Annotated in this window: 21 protein-coding genes; 9 read left to right on the forward strand and 12 right to left on the reverse strand. The window is 38.5% G+C overall.

The features are described 5' to 3' along the window. The coding region (locus FTU83_RS01515; RefSeq protein WP_151778282.1) for a transposase domain-containing protein at window positions 1-96 on the forward strand (96 nt) is incomplete at its 5' end. 198 nt (window positions 97-294) lie between these two features. On the opposite strand, the gene map is transcribed toward FTU83_RS01515, so the two are convergent. Continuing rightward, entirely contained in the window at window positions 295-1,089 is a 795-nt protein-coding gene (gene map / locus FTU83_RS01520; RefSeq protein ID WP_180105527.1) for a type I methionyl aminopeptidase, read from the reverse strand. Between the two features lie 349 nt (window positions 1,090-1,438). Between map and brnQ the strand changes: the two genes are divergently transcribed. Both brnQ and FTU83_RS01530 read left to right on the forward strand, forming a co-directional pair. After that, entirely contained in the window at window positions 1,439-2,731 is a 1,293-nt protein-coding gene (brnQ, locus tag FTU83_RS01525; protein WP_180105528.1) for a branched-chain amino acid transport system II carrier protein, read from the forward strand. Between the two features lie 559 nt (window positions 2,732-3,290). Continuing rightward, on the forward strand, window positions 3,291-3,527 hold the full coding sequence (locus tag FTU83_RS01530) for a hypothetical protein (RefSeq protein ID WP_078188534.1): 237 nt from the start codon (window positions 3,291-3,293) through the stop codon (window positions 3,525-3,527). A 277-nt stretch (window positions 3,528-3,804) separates the two neighbouring features. Here FTU83_RS01530 and FTU83_RS01535 read toward each other — a convergent pair whose 3' ends face one another. Further along, window positions 3,805-4,266, reverse strand: a complete 462-nt coding sequence (locus FTU83_RS01535; protein WP_180007847.1) for a hypothetical protein — start codon at window positions 4,264-4,266, stop codon at window positions 3,805-3,807. Between the two features lie 173 nt (window positions 4,267-4,439). Between FTU83_RS01535 and FTU83_RS01540 the strand changes: the two genes are divergently transcribed. Together FTU83_RS01540 and FTU83_RS01545 are read left to right on the forward strand one after the other, a co-directional pair. Further along, the gene (locus tag FTU83_RS01540; protein ID WP_180040404.1) at window positions 4,440-5,300 is read left to right on the forward strand and encodes an alpha/beta fold hydrolase; all 861 of its coding nucleotides are present in this window, start codon (window positions 4,440-4,442) and stop codon (window positions 5,298-5,300) included. A 216-nt stretch (window positions 5,301-5,516) separates the two neighbouring features. Beyond that, a complete protein-coding gene (locus FTU83_RS01545) occupies window positions 5,517-6,002 on the forward strand; it encodes an Lrp/AsnC family transcriptional regulator (RefSeq protein WP_078188537.1) in 486 nt (161 codons plus the stop codon). Between the two features lie 85 nt (window positions 6,003-6,087). Here FTU83_RS01545 and FTU83_RS01550 read toward each other — a convergent pair whose 3' ends face one another. The 10 genes from FTU83_RS01550 to FTU83_RS01595 all read right to left on the reverse strand — a co-directional run bounded on the left by FTU83_RS01550 (window position 6,088) and on the right by FTU83_RS01595 (window position 14,874). Next, window positions 6,088-6,300 (reverse strand): hypothetical protein, encoded by a 213-nt coding sequence (locus FTU83_RS01550; RefSeq protein ID WP_111884970.1) that lies wholly within the window; start codon window positions 6,298-6,300, stop codon window positions 6,088-6,090. Further along, complete coding sequence (locus FTU83_RS01555) at window positions 6,297-6,509, reverse strand: DUF4177 domain-containing protein (protein ID WP_078193931.1); 213 nt, start codon at window positions 6,507-6,509, stop codon at window positions 6,297-6,299. The genes FTU83_RS01550 and FTU83_RS01555 overlap by 4 nt, the downstream gene beginning before the upstream one ends. 203 nt (window positions 6,510-6,712) lie before the next feature. Next, window positions 6,713-7,570: a tetratricopeptide repeat protein gene (locus FTU83_RS01560; RefSeq protein WP_180105529.1), complete on the reverse strand. Its 858-nt coding sequence runs from the start codon at window positions 7,568-7,570 to the stop codon at window positions 6,713-6,715. Between the two features lie 95 nt (window positions 7,571-7,665). Further along, on the reverse strand, window positions 7,666-8,889 hold the full coding sequence (gltS, locus tag FTU83_RS01565) for a sodium/glutamate symporter (RefSeq protein WP_180011287.1): 1,224 nt from the start codon (window positions 8,887-8,889) through the stop codon (window positions 7,666-7,668). Between the two features lie 205 nt (window positions 8,890-9,094). Beyond that, window positions 9,095-9,310, reverse strand: coding sequence for a hypothetical protein (locus FTU83_RS01570; protein WP_180105530.1), 216 nt, complete (start codon window positions 9,308-9,310; stop codon window positions 9,095-9,097). A gap of 138 nt (window positions 9,311-9,448) precedes the next feature. Then, window positions 9,449-10,285 carry a tetratricopeptide repeat protein gene (locus FTU83_RS01575; protein ID WP_180105531.1) on the reverse strand — a complete coding sequence of 279 codons (837 nt, stop codon included), beginning with the start codon at window positions 10,283-10,285 and terminating at the stop codon, window positions 9,449-9,451. Between the two features lie 180 nt (window positions 10,286-10,465). After that, on the reverse strand, window positions 10,466-13,105 hold the full coding sequence (locus FTU83_RS01580; RefSeq protein WP_180105532.1) for a bifunctional aconitate hydratase 2/2-methylisocitrate dehydratase: 2,640 nt from the start codon (window positions 13,103-13,105) through the stop codon (window positions 10,466-10,468). 296 nt (window positions 13,106-13,401) lie between these two features. Then, window positions 13,402-13,671 (reverse strand): hypothetical protein, encoded by a 270-nt coding sequence (locus FTU83_RS01585; protein ID WP_078189189.1) that lies wholly within the window; start codon window positions 13,669-13,671, stop codon window positions 13,402-13,404. Window positions 13,672-13,967: 296 nt separating this feature from the next. Further along, a complete protein-coding gene (locus tag FTU83_RS01590; RefSeq protein WP_078193938.1) occupies window positions 13,968-14,327 on the reverse strand; it encodes a hypothetical protein in 360 nt (119 codons plus the stop codon). 112 nt (window positions 14,328-14,439) lie between these two features. After that, entirely contained in the window at window positions 14,440-14,874 is a 435-nt protein-coding gene (locus FTU83_RS01595; RefSeq protein WP_373685258.1) for an I78 family peptidase inhibitor, read from the reverse strand. A gap of 299 nt (window positions 14,875-15,173) precedes the next feature. Here FTU83_RS01595 and FTU83_RS01600 point away from each other — a divergent pair, with 299 nt between their 5' ends. From FTU83_RS01600 to xseB, 4 genes are all read left to right on the forward strand, one after another. Beyond that, the gene (locus tag FTU83_RS01600; RefSeq protein WP_180105534.1) at window positions 15,174-15,821 is read left to right on the forward strand and encodes a LexA family transcriptional regulator; all 648 of its coding nucleotides are present in this window, start codon (window positions 15,174-15,176) and stop codon (window positions 15,819-15,821) included. Between the two features lie 15 nt (window positions 15,822-15,836). Beyond that, on the forward strand, window positions 15,837-17,132 hold the full coding sequence (locus FTU83_RS01605; RefSeq protein WP_180105535.1) for a Y-family DNA polymerase: 1,296 nt from the start codon (window positions 15,837-15,839) through the stop codon (window positions 17,130-17,132). 136 nt (window positions 17,133-17,268) lie between these two features. After that, window positions 17,269-18,549 (forward strand): exodeoxyribonuclease VII large subunit, encoded by a 1,281-nt coding sequence (gene xseA, locus FTU83_RS01610; protein ID WP_180105536.1) that lies wholly within the window; start codon window positions 17,269-17,271, stop codon window positions 18,547-18,549. Further along, entirely contained in the window at window positions 18,539-18,733 is a 195-nt protein-coding gene (gene xseB / locus FTU83_RS01615; RefSeq protein ID WP_180105537.1) for an exodeoxyribonuclease VII small subunit, read from the forward strand. Before xseA ends, xseB begins: the two co-directional genes overlap by 11 nt. Window positions 18,734-18,787 lie beyond the last annotated feature (54 nt).

Here is an 18,787-nt window from a genome sequence, read left to right on the forward strand (position 1 = left end):
GCCTATTTAAGTGATGTGCTGAAAAGGTTGCCGACACACAAAGTGACCCAAATTGAAGAATTGCTGCCGCACTGCTGGAAACCTAAATTGAATTAAAAAATAGGTATGGGATTCAGCGGACGCTTACAAACCTTATAAATTAAGCTATAGAGAAAACCTCTTAGTCTTAAAACCTATAACGCTCATACACACTACAACTTATTAGACTAAAGTCAAAAAATATACACTTGTACAATTTAATTTAACTTCAATCCTTTAGATACAGCAGATTCAGGATTAAATTCGCGATTTAGCTTAGATTGCAGGATATGTACCTGTACCTTCTGGCCATGGAGATAGCAACTCAAAACCACTATCGGTTACAACCACCATATGCTCCCACTGTGCAGATAAAGAGCGGTCTGCAGTAATCACTGTCCAGCCATCTTTTAACTCTTTAGTTCGCGCTTTACCGCTGTTAATCATCGGCTCAATGGTAAAGACCATGCCTTTTTTTAGATTTACACCTTGACCCGGTTGACCATAGTGTAAAACGCTCGGTTGCTCATGATAAACCTTACCAATCCCATGACCACAGTATTCACGTACAATGCTGTAGCCTTCACGATGAGCAACTTGTTGAATGGCATAACCTACATCTCCCAATGTTGCTCCCGGTTTAACTGCATGAATCCCAGCAACCATGGCCTCGTAGGTAGTTTCGACTAACTTTTTAGCCGCAGGTGAAACTTCACCCACATAGTACATACGACTGGTATCACCAAAATAACCATCTTTAATGATGGCGACATCAATATTGATAATGTCGCCATCTTTCAATACGGTTTCTTTCGAAGGAATACCATGACAAACCACTTCATTCGGTGAAATACAGGTGGTTTTGGTATAGCCATAGTAGCCAACATTGGCAGGAATCACTTTAAGTGTGTTGATGATAAAATCATTACAGATATCGTCCAAATATTCAGTCGTCACGCCCGGCTTGACATACTCCCCGATCATCTCTAAAACCTGAGCAGCTAAACGACCTGAAATGCGTAATTTTTCAATATCTTGCTCGGTTTTAATCGTGATTTTGGAAGCTTTCATCTGAATATCCTCAAATTTGAATACACCGAATTATAGACCTTTTAGATTTTTTTTGTTTTATTCAGCCAATATTTCTGCATTTATTCGGCTTATAGCATCCTATTTAGTGCTGAAAATTAGAACAATTGATTTATATCTGATAAATCTTAATCGCTAAACATATTTCTATAAAAATTTTATATACAATAAATTTCTTTTATTTATCATAAATATAAATAAAACATTATTTTATCTGTCAATATATTCATGATTCGTATTATAAAAACTATCTATACGATTTATAAATTTTGCTCCAAAAACGAGCTTAATTGCACTAAAATTGCCTTTTTTCACAGTTCATCTCCCCTTTATGACAAGTCTTCGTACACGGGATATTGTTGCCTTAGGTTTTATGACCTTTGCACTGTTTATTGGTGCAGGTAACATTATTTTCCCACCAATTGTCGCACAGCAAGCGGGTGAACATGTTTGGTTAGCTGCATTTGGTTTCTTAATCACCGCAGTTGGTCTACCTGTCATCACGATTATTGCTTTGTCGCGTGTTGAAGGTTCTATTCAAGTTTTAAGTTCACCTTTGGGTAAAGCAGCCAGCATTATCCTTACTGTCGCGTGTTACTTAGCTGTTGGACCTTTATTTGCAACACCTCGTACAGCTACCGTTTCTTATGAAATTGGTTTCTCTTCTTATTTTGGTAACGGCGCAAACAGTCTGCTAATTTATAGCGTGATTTATTTTGCATTAGTGACCATTGTTTCACTTTATCCAAACAAAATTTTGGATACTGTGGGTTATTTCCTTTCACCACTCAAGATCTTAGGTCTCATTGTACTGGGTATCTCTGCGTTCTTTATCCCTGCCGGTGTGATTCCACCTGCTATTGGTAATTACGTGGCTGCACCAGTTTCAGAAGGTGTGGTCAATGGTTATTTAACCATGGATACTTTAGGCGCTTTAGTTTTTGGTATCGTGATCGTAAAAGCCATTACTTCACGCGGTGTAACGGATAGTAAGCTCGTCACTAAGTATGCTGTCATTGCCAGTATTATTTCTGGTATTGGACTTACACTGGTTTATATCAGCTTGTTCAAACTCGGTATGGGCAGCCATGATATTGCTCCAAATGCAACAAATGGTGCAGTGATCCTGCATGCATATGTACAACATGCTTTTGGTGATATGGGCGCTTATTTCCTATCTGCAATGATCTTTGTTGCATGTATGGTGACCGCGATTGGCTTGACCTGCGCATGTGCTGAATATTTCTCAGAATTGACTAAAATTCCATACAAAGTTTTTGTGTTCATTTTAGTTGGTTTCTCACTGCTGATTTCAAACTTAGGTTTAACCAAACTCATTGCAGTTTCAGTGCCTGTTTTAAGTGCGATTTATCCACCTGCGATTGCAGTTATCCTACTGAGCTTCTGCTCTAAATGGTTTATTTCACCATCACGAGTTATTGCTTCTGTTACCGCATGTGCGTTTATTTTCGGTATTTTTGATGGTTTAAAAGTGGCTGGTTTCGAAGATGCACTTCCAAGCTTTATTGCCAATCTACCACTTGCTCAACAAAATTTAGCATGGCTGATCCCTTCTGTGATTGTGCTGATTATTGCTGCTGTAATTGATAAAGTTAAAAAATAACCTTTTTTGACTTGTCTAAAATCGGAGTTTTACCCGAATGACGATTTTACCTGCGACCAATAATTGTCGAGTTTTACCCAAACTGACTTTTATTTGTCCTACTACAGCGCAATAACCCTAAGTCATTGAACTTTTTTAATAAAGTTTTATTTTCATGATGAGAAAAAAATCCAGCCCTTTGGCTACAAAATATAATAATAGTTAAAATACAAATACTTTCTGCAAAATACACCGTACACAAACTCCATGATTAAGCCCGATTCAGACTGTAAGCTAGGCGGTTTCGTGTCATAAAGCCGATATACCCGTGTTGGTATATATATTGCTTATTCATACATAGATATTATGCATCGACCATTTTACTCACCAGTCAACACCTTTAGATTCATAATATTTAGTATATGAATAAAATGATTATTCTTATACGATGATCTAACATAGTTTTATGACAAAATAATGACATTTGCTATTGAAATACTTCTAGTTTCGAAGTACAACAGTAGTTCAAACCTGACCAAAATCATGGGTTTTGGCTAAACAACAACAAGGAGGGGTGGAGATGTTATCAGTACATTTCAAAAAGCAATTCTTCATTAACGCTCTGAAGGCAAATAAGAACATGGTGACCTATACAAGCACCACTATTGCTCTCATGCTGACACTACTTATTCAAGGCTTAATACAAGGAAATTTAAGACCTGAATATTTTGCTTATGCGCTTATTGTCTCTGTAGCCTTTTATTTATGGGCAGTCATTGACCACAAATATCGAAAGCAAAAATCAACAGAATTTTAAGTTAGAAGATGGATGAGGCATCATCCATCTTGAAAAAAGAAAAGATGCCAACCCCCCACCTTCTCGTTCATTCAATCCATTTAAAAAAACAATACAAATAATTCCTAAAATAACCAGAAAATCATCAGCCTTTTCTCATAAATTTTCAATTCTGCAGAACTTAAAATTTTGTTTATATAAATTCTTCGACCTAACAATCGTCTGCACTTTAAAAGCTTTTATCTCCTTGATTAGCCTCCAATCTAATTGATACGATTTTTATTTGATACTACTTTGCTTAAAACCAAAATTTAACGATGACTCCGAAGAGCAATCCGAGTGTTGCAATTAACTCGCCAATCACCAATCCAAGCATTGCCATACTCATCATCCATTTAGGTAAATGCCATTTGCCTAAGACGTGCGGTACTTTAAATTGATTGGTGGTATCAGCTAAAAAGCCATGCAGCACATAGCTTAAAATCGAAAAGCTAAAAAAGAACAAATTGATGATTACAAAGAGTAAATTGAGTGTATGTGGAAGTGCTGAAAAATAGGCCAATACCGCCAAAATGAGCGTCGCTGGGGCGTATAACAAACTGCTCCGATGTGCGATATCTACATAATAATGCGCACGTGCCAGTTCAGACTGCCTTATTTGTGCATATTTCCACACACCTGTGAGCATACCTACCCATAAATAAATCCCACTAAAAACTATCGCAATTTTTACTGCACTCGAAAGTTGAAGCATGTCCATTTTAATTTACATCCATTGTTCAATTATACGCATTATTTTTATCTGTATTTCTTCTGCAATAGTACTTGCTTCAAACCTGTTATGACATGACTTTAGAGTCATACTCTTTTCAGGTTTCTTTTTGGAACTTGTGTAAATTAGTGACATCGGAACACACCCATGAAGTTTGAATCATGTCATCATCTGAAAAACTCACGATTCATTGCCAAGACGGCTATTCACTGAGTGCGCGCTTTTATCCGCACCAGACAGAGCTCAAACAGGCTTTACCTGTGTTGATTTGTCCAGCCACAGGCATTACCAAGCAATTTTATAATAGCTATGCAACATGGTTGAGCCAACAAGGCTATGACGTTTTAGTTTTCGATTTTCGTGGTATTGGTGAGTCGCTACACAGCCCTTTAAAACAATCGACAGCAAGTATTGTGCAATGGGGGCAGCTAGATATCCCTGCGGCAATCGACGCTTTGATCAGTAAAACGCAGGCACCTAAAGTCATATTACTCGGTCATAGCGCAGGCGGACAATTATTAGGTATCGTGCCAAATTATGACAAAGTTGCCAAAGTGGTTGCTGTTTCTGGCTCTACAGGTCATGTCAAAGATCTTAAAGGTCGCACCAAGCTTTTAGCTCCTGTGATGTTTAATGTGATCTTCCCGATTGCACGCTATACCATTGGCTATGGCCCGACCAATGCGATTGGTATGGGTGAAAATTTGCCAAAAGATGTTGCTCGTGAATGGGCTGAATTTTGTAGCAAACCCGGTTATGTCATCAACGCCTTAGGCAAAACTGTTCAGCATGATTTTCATCAACAGGTGAACTGTCCGATCACTGCCGTATGGAGCTCCGATGACGAAATCGCCACGGAAGCCAATGTCAAAGACTTGCTGCGCTTATACCCGAATGCTTCGACTCAAATGATTGAGTTAAAACCGAAAGAAACAGGTCATAAAGCCATCGGACATATGTTGATGTTTAAATCGTCACATCAAAATCTATGGCCGATCATTGAACAACAGTTACACGCTTAAGTTTTTGCCACTCAGTCAGTAATCCGGCTGAGTGGTCTTTTTATGGTCTGCACAAGATTCTCTACTTTTAGATTCATTCACACTGCCTGACAGCTTACATATTTTATTTTTCTATCTTTAAAACCTGTACTGAAGGTCCAAGTGTGCTTATTTTCTTCAGCCGACCATTGCAAAAAATGATATAACTATTTTTTCTCAATTATATTCTATTTTGGCATGAGTGAAGCACGACACAACCTCGACAGAATTGATCGTTTAATATTATCCGCATTAAGAGAAGATGGACGACTCACCATAGCCCAGCTTTCTGAACGTGTTGGTCTCTCCTCTTCGCCGTGTTGGACACGCTTAAAGCGTCTAGAAAATTTAAAAATTATCGACGGCTATACAGCCAACATCAATCCAAAATCGATTGGGATCAATGAATTATTCTTTATTGAAATCACATTAGAACGTCACGATGATGAAATTTTAGATCAATTTAGTGAAACTTTAGCCAATATGCCAGAAGTGGTAGAAGCACATTTAGTCACTGGCGATTATGATTATTTGGTGAAAGTTGCAGTTAAAAATGCTGAACACTATGAGCGTTTTTTACGTAAAAATTTATATTCTATGAAAGGTATACGCCATACCCGCTCTATTTTTGCGCTACGACAATTAAAATCTGCCAGCAGTGCTGACCTTATGATGATTGAGTAATGAGCCAATATAGATTTAATCTATAAGATGACTTTAAAATTTAAAGGCAATTGAGTTCAGCACTCAATTGCCCTATTTATGTGTTCTAATCTATATAGCCATCTTTTTTCAATTTTTTATCTGTCAAATACTCACGTATGACCAATGTTGCAATAATAATGATGGCTTCTAAGATCGCTACTGTGATGGTTATTTTGGTAAATACTTCGACACTGAGCAACACAAACCATAATTGAGAGATGGCTAATAAACCCCATAAAACTGAAATAATAAGTGCACTAAAGACACCGTATTTCATTTTTCTCTCTCCAAAACAACTACATAAGCTTCGCGCTTCCAAAAAAGCAGCATACGGCGGATATCTTTTTCCATCGTAATCACCGCCCAGCCTTGCTGTGCATTTTGATTTAAAAAATTGGTGAATTTAACAGGATCAACTTTTGAAGAGCCAAGCAGCAAAGATCCCAGCATACCTTCTTGATAGATAACAACTTTATATTCTTTCATCAATATAGTTCTTTATGGTTATAGTGAAATGAACAAATGTTCAGAGCAAAGTATAACGATCGGTTTTCCCTAAAACAACCAAGTTTTAACTGTCAATTTGCTCAGCATTTTTTTCAATTTTATGCTTTAATACACGCAGTATGAGATGAGCCTTATATGAGTATCACGCGAGTGATACGACTAGCCCCTAACCATGGGGCTTTTTATTGTTTTCTACTTAGCTCACATTGTTGTATTTCATTGTTCAATTCTGACAAAACGAGACTGTGAATTTCACATGTTTTCACAGGGTCCTGCTCATAAGCCGAATTAAACCATGCAACAGCTTTTTCAAAATCTCGCTGTACGCCTAGCCCACCTAAATAAAAACTTGCTACGCTAATTTTTCCGTTCAAATCATTTGCTTCCGCAGCCTTTAAAAACCACGGATAAGCCTTTTTATAATCAGGCTTTGCGTCAATACCTTGATAATAAATCATACCCAAACGGGACTGATATTGAGCCAAGCCTTGTTCAGCCAACAACATCGTTGGCTTTTCAGCAAGCTGCATATTTTGCTTCGTATAGTAATAATAGTCGGCCAATTGTTCGATATCTTCTTGCTTGCCTTTATTTGCAAATTCAATTAAAAGACTTTCCAATTTTTTCTCATCCCTTGGAATGAGTTCATATTTATTCATAATCAAAAGCATACGCTTTGAATCATCTAAGTTTCTTTCAGCACCGATCTCAAACCATTTTGCGGCTTCTACATAATCTACTTTTACTCCTACACCTTTGTAATACATCAATCCCAAATTTTGATTTGCAGAGCGGTGCCCTAAGGCAGAAGCACGCTTATACAGCGCTATGGCTTCAGGCAGATTAATCTCCACACCTTCTAGCCCCATATGTTTCAGTACAGCCAAATCATAAAGCGCCTGTTTATCGTTATTTTTTGCTTGAACGATGGTCTTTCGGACATCAATTTCGGCTGAAAAGGTTATAGAAAATGGAAATGCTGTTAATACAAATAGCATGAACAATTTGATGTAAGGCAAATGATATTTTAAAACTTTCATTGTTTATTATTCTTGATCAATAAGATGGTGAAAAATGAAATGCTAAAGCACTCTATCTAGATGCTTTAGCATTTTTTAAAGCTGTATATATAGTATTAACCAAAGAAGCCTATCGTTGCCTGAATGACCACAGCATTGACAATATCTACAAAGAATGCCCCTGTCAAAGGAATAATCAAAAAGGCTTTATGTGATGGCCCATAGGTATTGGTCACTGCCTGAATATTGGCAATCGCTGTCGGTGTTGCACCCAAATTTATACCACATTGCCCTGCACAAAGTACGGCTGCGTCATAGCTTTTTCCCATGATCTTAAAAGTTACAAAGTACAGATACAGTGCTAAAACGAGGGTTTGTACCAGTAAAATAATCACCAGCGGGCCTGCAAGATCTGCCAATAACCAGAGCTGCAATGACATCAGCGCCATGGATAAAAATAATGCCAAGGATGCGTTACCAAATACATCGATACAGCGATCAAACATTTCAATTTTAAAGCCAAGTTCAAGGGTGTTTCTTAAAAATACACCACACGCTAAAGCCCAAACGAAGGTAGGTAATTCAAACCACTGTCCACGAGCAAACTCTGTCATGAAATAAGCAAAGCTGATACAGATGGCAAACATCCCCATCGTTTTGACGGCATCATCTGCGGTAATTAAACGAGTTTTTTCAGGATATTCGAAAGGCGCCGTTTCAGATGCAGGCGGTGCTTCATTACGTCCTGTTGTCGGTACAAGTTCTTCTGCCAACTGAAAACGGCGGATGAGGAATTTCGCCACTGGCCCGCCCATCATGCCACCAATGACTAAGCCGAATGTTGCACTTGCCATACCGAGTACGACTGCGCCTTGTATACCATGATCTTGTTCAAAGACTGTGCCCCATGCACCTGCTGTACCGTGACCGCCAGTTAATGTGACTGAACCTGTAATTAAACCGATGAGCGGATCTAATCCTAAAATTTTGGCTAAACTGATACCAACGATGTTTTGCAGCATGACAAATACAATCACACAACCTAAAAACAGCACCAGCGCCTTTCCGCCTTCTTTGAGTTTTCCAAGACTTGCGCTCAAGCCTACCGATGTAAAGAACATCAGCATGAATATTTGCTGGATTTTGGCATCAAAATTTACGGTGATATTAAAGTTTTTAAATAATATAAATGTGATAATCGCAGCGACCAAACCGCCTGCTACAGGTTCAGGAATGTTGTATTTTTTCAGGATGGAAATTTTGTGTACGAAGAAATAACCGATAAATAAAACCAAAACCGCCACGACAATTGTCAAAAAAGCATCTAGCTCATAATTCATAATTTAATCTTAAGTGCTCAATTTTATTTATCTTTTTACATAATTATTTGATTTTTTCAGCTAGAAAAATGTAAATAAGCTATTTCCCCCCCTTCTTCTACTACACATTTTTGAAGCCTAATAAGTGAAATAAATAAAAATACTCAGCGTATGTGATGTGCTGAGCATTGGTTATTTATGACTGAATATAAAGATTTTTGAGATATTATTTTATGTCGAATACCCAGTTATGCGCCTCTTTATCACTGGTGGTTTCACAGACATAGTAATCTTGGTCCCACGCATCTTGGTTAAAGATTTCTTTTTTGAAGTAATTCACCTGTTTGCCATTTTCGACACAGACAAAGCTTTCGCCTTGGTCTTTGACTTGGGTTCCGTTAAGGAAACCGCCAATGCAGAGGAAGCGGGATTGTTTGGGCATTTTTACATCATCACTTAAATCACTAATATTTTACCGAAATCAACACCCAGTAGTAAATTCTTGATTGAAACTAGTATGAGCTACATCATCTAGATTTTTAAATAAATTGTCACCCTATCGCTTCTAAAAAAATTAAAGTCAAATATCACAATCATGGTTTTTTTTACATACTTTATCCCAGTATTCATAATCTTTTGAATTATTTAGTTTTTTATAATAAAGTCTTAAGTTATAAATAGCATCTGGATGACCATCTATTGCTAATGGCTTGATTATATTAATAGCAGTATTAATATTAGCTTCCACACCATACCCTTTAAAATATAATGTTGCTAATTGGATTTTCGCTAGAGAATAATTTTGATTTGCTGACAAAGTATACCATTTGAAAGCCTCCTTAAAATCCCCATTACCGCCATTTCCTTTAAAATACATTTGGCCAATATTAAACTGCGCATCTGGATTACCTAGCAAAGCAGCCTTCTTATAATATTTCAGTGCATTTCCCAAATCTACATCATAACCATAGCCATAATTATACATCACACCTATTAAATTAAGAGCTGGTGCGAAATTATCATTTTCAATCGTCTTAAAAATTGATGCTGCTTCTGTATAATGTCCTTGCTCTAATCGAACTCTTCCTACATTATAAATAGCTGGAATATAATTTTTATTACCAGCTTCAACATAATATTTTAATGCTAATTCTAAATTTTTATCGACATAAATTCCATTTTCATAAAAATTACCAATCTCATTTTTAGCATAGCTACTGATATTATTTACATTTTCTAAAATTAATAATTTTTTATATGCTTCTTCATACTTTTTCTTTTCCAGCATATCTTTATATTCATTCAAAGTATTTTTTTCTTGCTGTTCGGATAAAATTAATGGTTCAGATGAGCTTGAGGTACAAGAGCTTAAAAAAATTATAATAACTAAAGGTAAAAAATATATTCTAAAGTTCATAACTAATCCGTGAATTTAATATCATTTATTTCTTAATATTTTCTAAAAGTAATTTAAACCTAGTGACATATACAACTTACAATATTCTAATTAATTTAAACACGTATAAAATTCGCAATATACTTTTAATAATAAAATAAGGGCTGATAAATCAGCCCTTATTTTCAACTACTTAATCAATTAAGACAATTGAGCAGCAGCAATTTTCTTAGTATCAACATCTTTAGAAGCGTCAGTATAGTCGCTCATTTTGTCGAAGCTTAAGTATTGGTAGATGTCAGCAGACATGCTATCAATTTGAGCTGCGTATTCTTGGTACTCAGCTGGAGTTGGTAATTTACCAAGTACAGCAGCAACAGAAGCAAGCTCAGCAGAAGCTAAGTAAACGTTCGCACCTTGACCTAGACGGTTCGGGAAGTTACGAGTAGAAGTCGATACACAAGTAGTGTTCGGAGCTACACGTGCTTGGTTACCCATACATAATGAACAACCTGGCATTTCTGTACGAGCGCCAGCTTTACCATAAATGTTATAGAAACCTTCTTCCATCAATTGACGTTCGTCCATACGAGTTGGAGGAGCCAACCATAGACGAGTAGATAAAGAACCACCAGGAACTTTGTCTAGAAGTTTACCAGCTGCACGGAAGTGACCGATGTTAGTCATACATGAACCAACGAATACTTCGTCAATTTTCACGCCTTGAACGTCAGAAAGCAATTTAGCGTCATCTGGGTCATTCGGGCAGCAAAGAACTGGTTCAGTGATTGTAGAAAGGTCGATTTCGTACACTTTAGTGTATTCAGCGTCAGCATCAGCTTTAAGAAGTGATGGGTTAGCCAACCATTTTTCCATGTTTTCTACACGGCGCGCCATAGTACGAGCATCGCCATAACCTTCAGAAATCATCCATTTCAACATAGTAATGTTTGATTTAAGGTATTCAGCAACTTTCTCTTCAGAAAGCGTGATAGAACAACCAGCAGCTGAACGTTCAGCAGATGCATCAGAAAGTTCGAACGCTTGCTCAACAGTAAGGTCAGTTTCCATTTCTGTAAGGTCGATCTCAAGGATACGGCCAGAGAAGATGTTTTTCTTACCTTTTTTCTCTACAGTTAAGTCGCCTTGTTGGATCGCAACGTAAGGAATCGCATGTACTAGGTCACGTAGAGTGATACCAGGTTGCATTTTACCTTTGAACTTAACAAGTACAGACTCAGGCATGTCTAGTGGCATAACGCCAGTTGCAGCAGCAAACGCTACAAGACCAGAACCCGCAGGGAAAGAAATACCGATTGGGAAACGAGTATGTGAGTCACCACCAGTACCAACTGTATCTGGAAGAAGCATACGGTTTAACCAAGAGTGAATAATACCGTCACCTGGACGTAGTGATACACCACCACGGTTCATGATGAAATCAGGAAGCGAGTGTTGCATTTGAACGTCAACTGGTTTTGGATACGCAGCTGTGTGACAGAAAGATTGCATAACTAGGTCAGCAGAGAAGCCTAGGCAAGCAAGATCTTTAAGTTCGTCACGAGTCATTGGACCTGTTGTATCTTGAGAACCAACAGTAGTCATCTTAGGTTCGCAGTAAGTACCTGGAAGTACACCTTGACCTTCAGGAAGACCACAAGCGCGACCAACCATTTTTTGAGCTTGAGTGAAACCTTTACCAGTAGCTGCAGGTTGAACTGGAGTACGGAATAAAGTTGAAGGTGCAAGACCAAGAGCTTCACGAGCTTTAGTTGTTAAACCACGACCAACGATAAGGTTGATACGGCCACCAGCACGTACTTCGTCTAGAAGAACTGGAGTTTTAAGTTCAGATTCAGCGATTTGAGCGCCGTCTTTGAACGCAGTTACTTTAGCAGCAGCGTGGTCGATTTTAAGCGTGATTTCGTCGCCCATGTTCATGTTTTGAACATCGATTTCTACTGGCAATGCACCAGCATCCTCCATAGTGTTGAAGAAAATCGGAGCGATTTTAGAACCTAAGCAATAACCACCGTCTTTTTTGTTCGGAATGTGAGCAATTTCGTCACCAAAGAACCAAAGTACAGAGTTAGTTGCTGACTTACGAGAAGAACCAGTACCAACAACGTCACCTACGTAAGCAACTTGGTTGCCTTTCGCGATAAGCTCTTTGATTTGGCTAAGTGGACCAACTTCGCCAGGAACTTCTGGATTGATACCGTCACGTACGTTTTTAAGCATTGCGTTAGCATGTAACGGAATGTCTGGACGGCTCCACGCGTCTTGTGCAGGTGACAAGTCGTCTGTGTTCGTTTCGCCAGTTACTTTGAAAACTGTAAGTTTGATTTCTTCAGGAACGTCTTTACGGCTAGTGAACCATTCAGCATCTGCCCAAGATTGCATAACTGCTTGTGCATTCGCATTGCCCGCTTTTGCTTTATCAGCAACGTCGTGGAAGGCATCAAATACAAGAAGAGTTTTCTTAAGTGCGTCAGCAGCTAATTCACCAAGCTCTGCATCATCAAGAAGTGCAACTAAAGGAGCAACGTTATAACCACCAAGCATAGTACCTAGTAGGTAAACCGCACGTTCTTTAGTTACTAGTGGAGAAGTCGCTTCGCCTTTTGCCAAAGCAGCTAAGAAAGCAGCTTTAACGTATGCAGCTTGGTCAACACCCGCTGGAACACGGTTTTCTAGTAAATCAACTAAAAATGCTTCTTCGCCAGCTGGTGGGTTTTTTAATAATTCAACTAATGCAGCTGTTTGAGCATCGTCAAGTGGCTTCGGTGGGACTCCGAGTGCGGCACGTTCTTCAACGTGTTGGCGGTAAGCTTCTAGCACGGTGTTATTCCTCTTTTTTAAAAAATTATTTACGCATTCCTGCTTTAAATAAAGCTACGCAAATAATATGGACTGCTAAATTTTACTAAAATTCCAGTTAAAAGTTAATGCACTACAAGTGTTTCTTCGTGATGCCCGTTATTTTATAAATAAATGATCCTCATATCGGTTATACATTAAGCAAAATCAATACTTAGAACACGCTTTTCTTGCACATATTAACTTTTGACTAAAATTAACCATCAAAAAAAGGCAACTAAATGTTGCCTGTTTTTATCAGTATTGGATATTCCACCTTAGTGTACAGTGGTTGCAGTGATATATTGCTGAAGTTCTGCTCGATCGCCTGTAAATCTGAGGCACCATTCGTCCTGACATGTGGTTTGATGTTGATTACTTGCAAAGCTGATATCGACCAAATAGCGTTGAGAAAATTCATCTACTTTTTGGCGTAATGTGACTTTATCTCCAATGCTGAGCACGTAGTTCCCACCACCGATAATTGCTACGCCTTGTTCATCTTCTAGGAGTAGATCTGAGTGATGCATATAACCTATAACGTCCATATTCTGCTCCTCTACTGTTTTTTATTCTCCATTTCATTATTCATTAAAAAGATTTGCTTTTCTATATTTATGATTTAGCAAGTTGTCACAATTTGTATTTCGCTCTGCTTAGGCTATTTAAAAATCTTTAAGCATCTCATATTCAAAGTAACCCGAAGATAAATATGCATTCGCAAAATAAGCATGAACTCAATCATATGGCTAAACAACGGATAGTTACCCAGTTGTAACTACTCACTGATGAATACAGCCTTTAGGTTTTGCTTTACGCGCTTTCTCGCATAAAAAACCGTTCCTTAGAACGGTTTATAATCTGGCATTTCAGTATGCGGTGTTGCGATACATTTTTCAGTAAACTCAGCACGAATTTTTTCACGTGCTTTTTCAACATCAGTATTAATCTCAGCTTGCGGCAAGGCATAAACTTCATCAATGATGTTCAGGATAAATCCTTTGGTGGTTTCATCCTCAATTTTGTTGGCATGCTCAACTGCTTTGTCTTTTTCAATTGCATTTTGACGATCTAACATAATCGTACGTGCAGCATTACCTACACTGCGGCAGTAACCCTGCCACTGCTCTTCAGGGGTTAATGGTTTTTTTTCAGCACAGCCGACCAAAGCCACCATAACGGATAAAGCAAATAACTTTTTCATGAACTTCTCCTTACGAGGGGCAATATAAAAGATCGTAATGGATTTGTCATTTAAATTAGTCGTAGCCGAACAAACAAAAAAAGCCCTTTCGGGCCTTTTTTATGCGTTTGAATTAACCACAAGTTGCTTGAATAATCTTTTTATTGATTGGATTTACAGTGACGGTGACGCGCTCTACACGATAATCCATTGTTACTGGCTGCCCAGGTTTGACTAAACGGACAATTTGAGCTTGGCTAATCGCCTTGATCTGATCTTCTGTCAATTTTGCTTGGCCAATCAACGTCTTTGCCTTATCAGCAACACATTGGGTCTGGCTACTACGGAATAATGCCCACTCTTCAACCACTTGCCCGTTTGGCAGATGGCAATACCCTACCTGACCATTTGCTTCATCACGAATTTCAAGTTTACCTTTTTGCTCTACACAATATTGGCTGGCTGGATTTGCCATACCAATTTTTTCTGGTGTATTTTCAGTTTGCTGGGTTGTACTACAACCCGCCATAAATGCTGTCAGTGCAGCTAAAATCCATATATTTTTCATCATGTCTATTTCTGAATATAAAAATTTAACTTATCAAGTTTATGGCAACTAAACGAGTTGTTTATTGCAATTTTTAGCAATCCTTCTGCTTTCTGCGATTGGGCAGCAATGCAGCCTTTATTCAAAATACAGCACGCCATTTTCTGTGAGCCGATGATGATTTTTGCAATATTTAAAACGACTCAACTTGTCGCAGTTTTGATTTTAAAGGTTTTATTAATTTGAAATTTGACCTGCCCAACGCGTATCCTAAAAAAAGTAATTTTCTTCAAACACGCCACGTTGCGTAGGAGCAAAATATGTCAAAAAAACTGCCAATTTATTTTTCGGACCAAGCTTGGTCATCTTTGCAACAGCTCATGGGCGAAGATGGTAAACCGAGTCCCACCATCAATGCCCTGCTTGAACAGCAATCTCAAGAACCTCCTAAAGATCCATTTTTGGATTCTTCGCTCAATGTTCAGCCTGTTCAAAAAAATACCCGTATTGAACTTCCCGTTGCCTTGGAACGTATTCCTGCTGGCCCAGCTTTCGCCAATAAAGATGTTTTTGAAAAAGTCTTAGACCTGAACGATTATTTGGTGATTAACCCGCTCGCTACATTTGTTGCGCATGTCGATAGCGAGTCTTTACTCAATGCTGGCTTTGAAATTAATGATACTTTTTTGGTGGATCGAAGCTTAGAAGCCAAACATGGCGATATCGTAGTCGCACTAATTGATAATCGTGAAATCACCTTAAAGCGTTTGATGATCACCGCAAAAATGTCAAAAGAAGAAATTGCCGACATTTTTGGTGACCCTAATAAAGTCTTACCCCAAATTTGGCTGAAAGCAGAAAACCCTGCCTATGCGCATATTATCCCTTCAGATAGCGAATCTATCGTTGTTCAGGGTGTTGTGACTTTTAATTTAAAGCAATTTTATAAGCGCTCATCACACACCTAAACACAAGAATTCGTCATGAAAGCTGAAAATAAAATATTTGCGTTAGTTGACCTCAACAACTGCTACGTCAGTTGCGAGCGTGTCTTTAACCCAAAGCTCAATAATGTCCCTGTCGTCGTGCTGTCCAATAACGATGGCTGTGTTGTATCACGAAGTCAGGAAGCCAAAGACCTTGGGATTAAAATGGCTGTGCCGGTCTATCAAATTCAAGATTTAATCCAACAACATCATGTTCAGGTGTTGTCGAGTAACTATGCACTCTACACCGAAATGTCTAATCGATTTATGAATATTTTAGGCATGTATGTCGGCCCCGAAGACCGTGAAGTTTACTCGATCGATGAGTGTTTTTTAGATCTCACCGCCTATCAAGAACTGTTCGATTTAAGCCTATATGCCAAAGAAATACGAGAGACGATCCTAAAATGGCTAGGCTTAACCTGCTGTGTCGGGATTGGTCGCTCTAAAACGGAAGCCAAAATAGCCAACCATCTTGCCAAAAAAAATGCGTATTTGAACGGTGTGTGCAATTTAGTTGAAATGGACCCGTGTTCCTCAGAACAGCTCCTTGCCCATACGCCAGTCAATGAAGTTTGGGGCGTCGGTCGAAATCATACAAAAGCCCTGAATCAACTTGGCATTCATCATGTTCTAGATCTGATCAATGCACAGCCTAAAGATATTCGAAAAAAATTTAGTGTGGTGATGGAAAAAACCGTCTTGGAACTGCAAGGTCTATCTTGTCTGTCTATTGAAGAAGAAGCGCCGAGCAAACAGCAAATTATCAGTAGTCGTTCCTATGGTCAGCCAGTCTACGAACTGGAAGATATTAAAGCCTCTATTCGTGTATATATCGCGCGAGCCGTCACACGTTTAAGAGCAGATCATTCTCTATGTCGTATGGTGGGGGTTTTTATTCAAACAAGTCGCTTTAATTCTGCTGAAAAATACGCACCCTACCTGGCCATTACTCTGAATGAGCATACCGATGACTTAATTAGCATCACCCAAGCAGCAACGCGTGCCGTCGAAAAAATCTTTAAAGCGGGATTTAAATATAAAAAAGCCGGTGTAGTGTTATTAGAAATCATTCCACAGCAAAATTTCACCCCAGATTTGTTTTGCGATATGACGCGAAGACAAAGCCGTTTGAAACTCTCCGAGACCATCGAAGGTATTCAAAAAAAATTTGGACATCATTTTGTCTCGATCGGCTTAGCGCAGGACGATGCTGCAACATGGCGGATGAAAAAAAATCTGTGTTCCCCTGCTTATCTGAGTAATTGGAACGAACTGCTCCGTGTGAAATAAACCGTTTGCTTGAAATGCTACGCTGTAGTGGCGTTGATAATGTCTGCTGTTTTAACCGAAATGATCATTTGCAATTGCTGAATATTTATTTAGTATTTAAATGAATATTCATTTGTATCTTCTCCTATTTTAAATTATGTCTGATGTTCAATTAACGCTGAGCGAATACCTATCTGCGGTCAAAGAAATCATTCAATTGGCTTTTGATGATGCCGTGTGGGTCAAAGCCGAGATTCGAAATTTAAACATCAAAGGTGGACATTACTATTTAGAATTGGCTGAAAAAGAACAAGAAAGCGATAAAGTCATTGCCAGTTGTAAAGCCACAATTTGGAAATTTACTGCAAATAAAGTTGTCGGAAAATTTGAACGTGAAAGCGGTATTGAGCTCAGTCGTGACTTAAATGTCTTAGTTAAAGTGCGTGCCAAATTTGACCCGCAGTACGGCTTTTCAGTCAATATCGAAGAAATTGATTCGAGTTTTACCTTGGGTGATCTAGCTCGACGTTATCAACAAATTTTAGAAAAACTCACCAGCGAAGGTCTGATTCATAAAAATCGAAACTTGCCTGCGCCATTTGATATTCAGCATGTCTTGGTTATTGCGCCTGAAAATGCGGCTGGCTTAGGTGACTTTAAAAAAGATGCAGATGCACTACAACATGCTGGCGTGTGTGAATTTGTCTATCATGCTGCAACCTTTCAAGGGAATACCGCAGCACAAAGTATCCGAGATGCTTTAGCACTGGGTTTAAGACAATGGGCCAATGACTTTCAAACTGCGCCAGATTTGATCGTGATTATTCGTGGTGGCGGTGCTGTTAACGATCTTGCTTATCTGAATGATTATGATTTGGCTGTACTTCTATCTAAGCGTAGCGTGCCGATTTGGGTCGGTATCGGCCATGAAAAAGACCGTACAATCTTAGATGAAATTGCACATCGTTCTTTCGACACCCCGAGTAAAGTGATTGGGGGGATTCGTAATCATATTGTTGAGCGAACTCAGGAAGTTTTAGAGGCATTACAAAGCATTCAACTGCGCTCACAACATCAAATTGCTGTGTATCAAAGTCAAAATGATCAGTTACTACAAGTCATAAAGACCTTGGCACAGAGTCAAATCAATGACTCAACTCAGCTATTACAACAATACCAAGATAACACTGCTTATTTTGCTCAGTTACAACTTAAAACAGCTGCACAGAATATTGAAATACTCATGCGTGAGACTTTACTGCAAAACCCTGCTCATGTGCTTTCCAAAGGTTATGCCATCGTGCGGCAGCAAGGTCACGCCATTCGCGCAACGAAAAATCTTCAGCCTTCAACGCATTCACCGATTGAAATTGAAATGCAAGACGGCATCATCACGGCTGACATTCAACATATACAGGTAAAAAATCATGATGACTGATACTCTAAGTTTTAAAGAAGGCTATGAAGTTTTAAAACGTAATGCTGAATTACTCGAATCTCAGCAAGAACCCGATATTGATAATCTTATGAAAATCGTTGAAGAGTCGATGCAAGCCTATAAAGCCTGCAAGACTCGTGTTGAAGCAGTACAACAGGCACTGAATGATACGTTTAAAGATTGATTTCTCAATTCATTATTTGCATAAAAAAACGCAGCCTAAGCTGCATTTTTTTAT

The sequence above is a fragment of the Acinetobacter sp. YH12152 genome (assembly GCF_013418285.1).
Classification (GTDB): domain Bacteria; phylum Pseudomonadota; class Gammaproteobacteria; order Pseudomonadales; family Moraxellaceae; genus Acinetobacter; species Acinetobacter amyesii.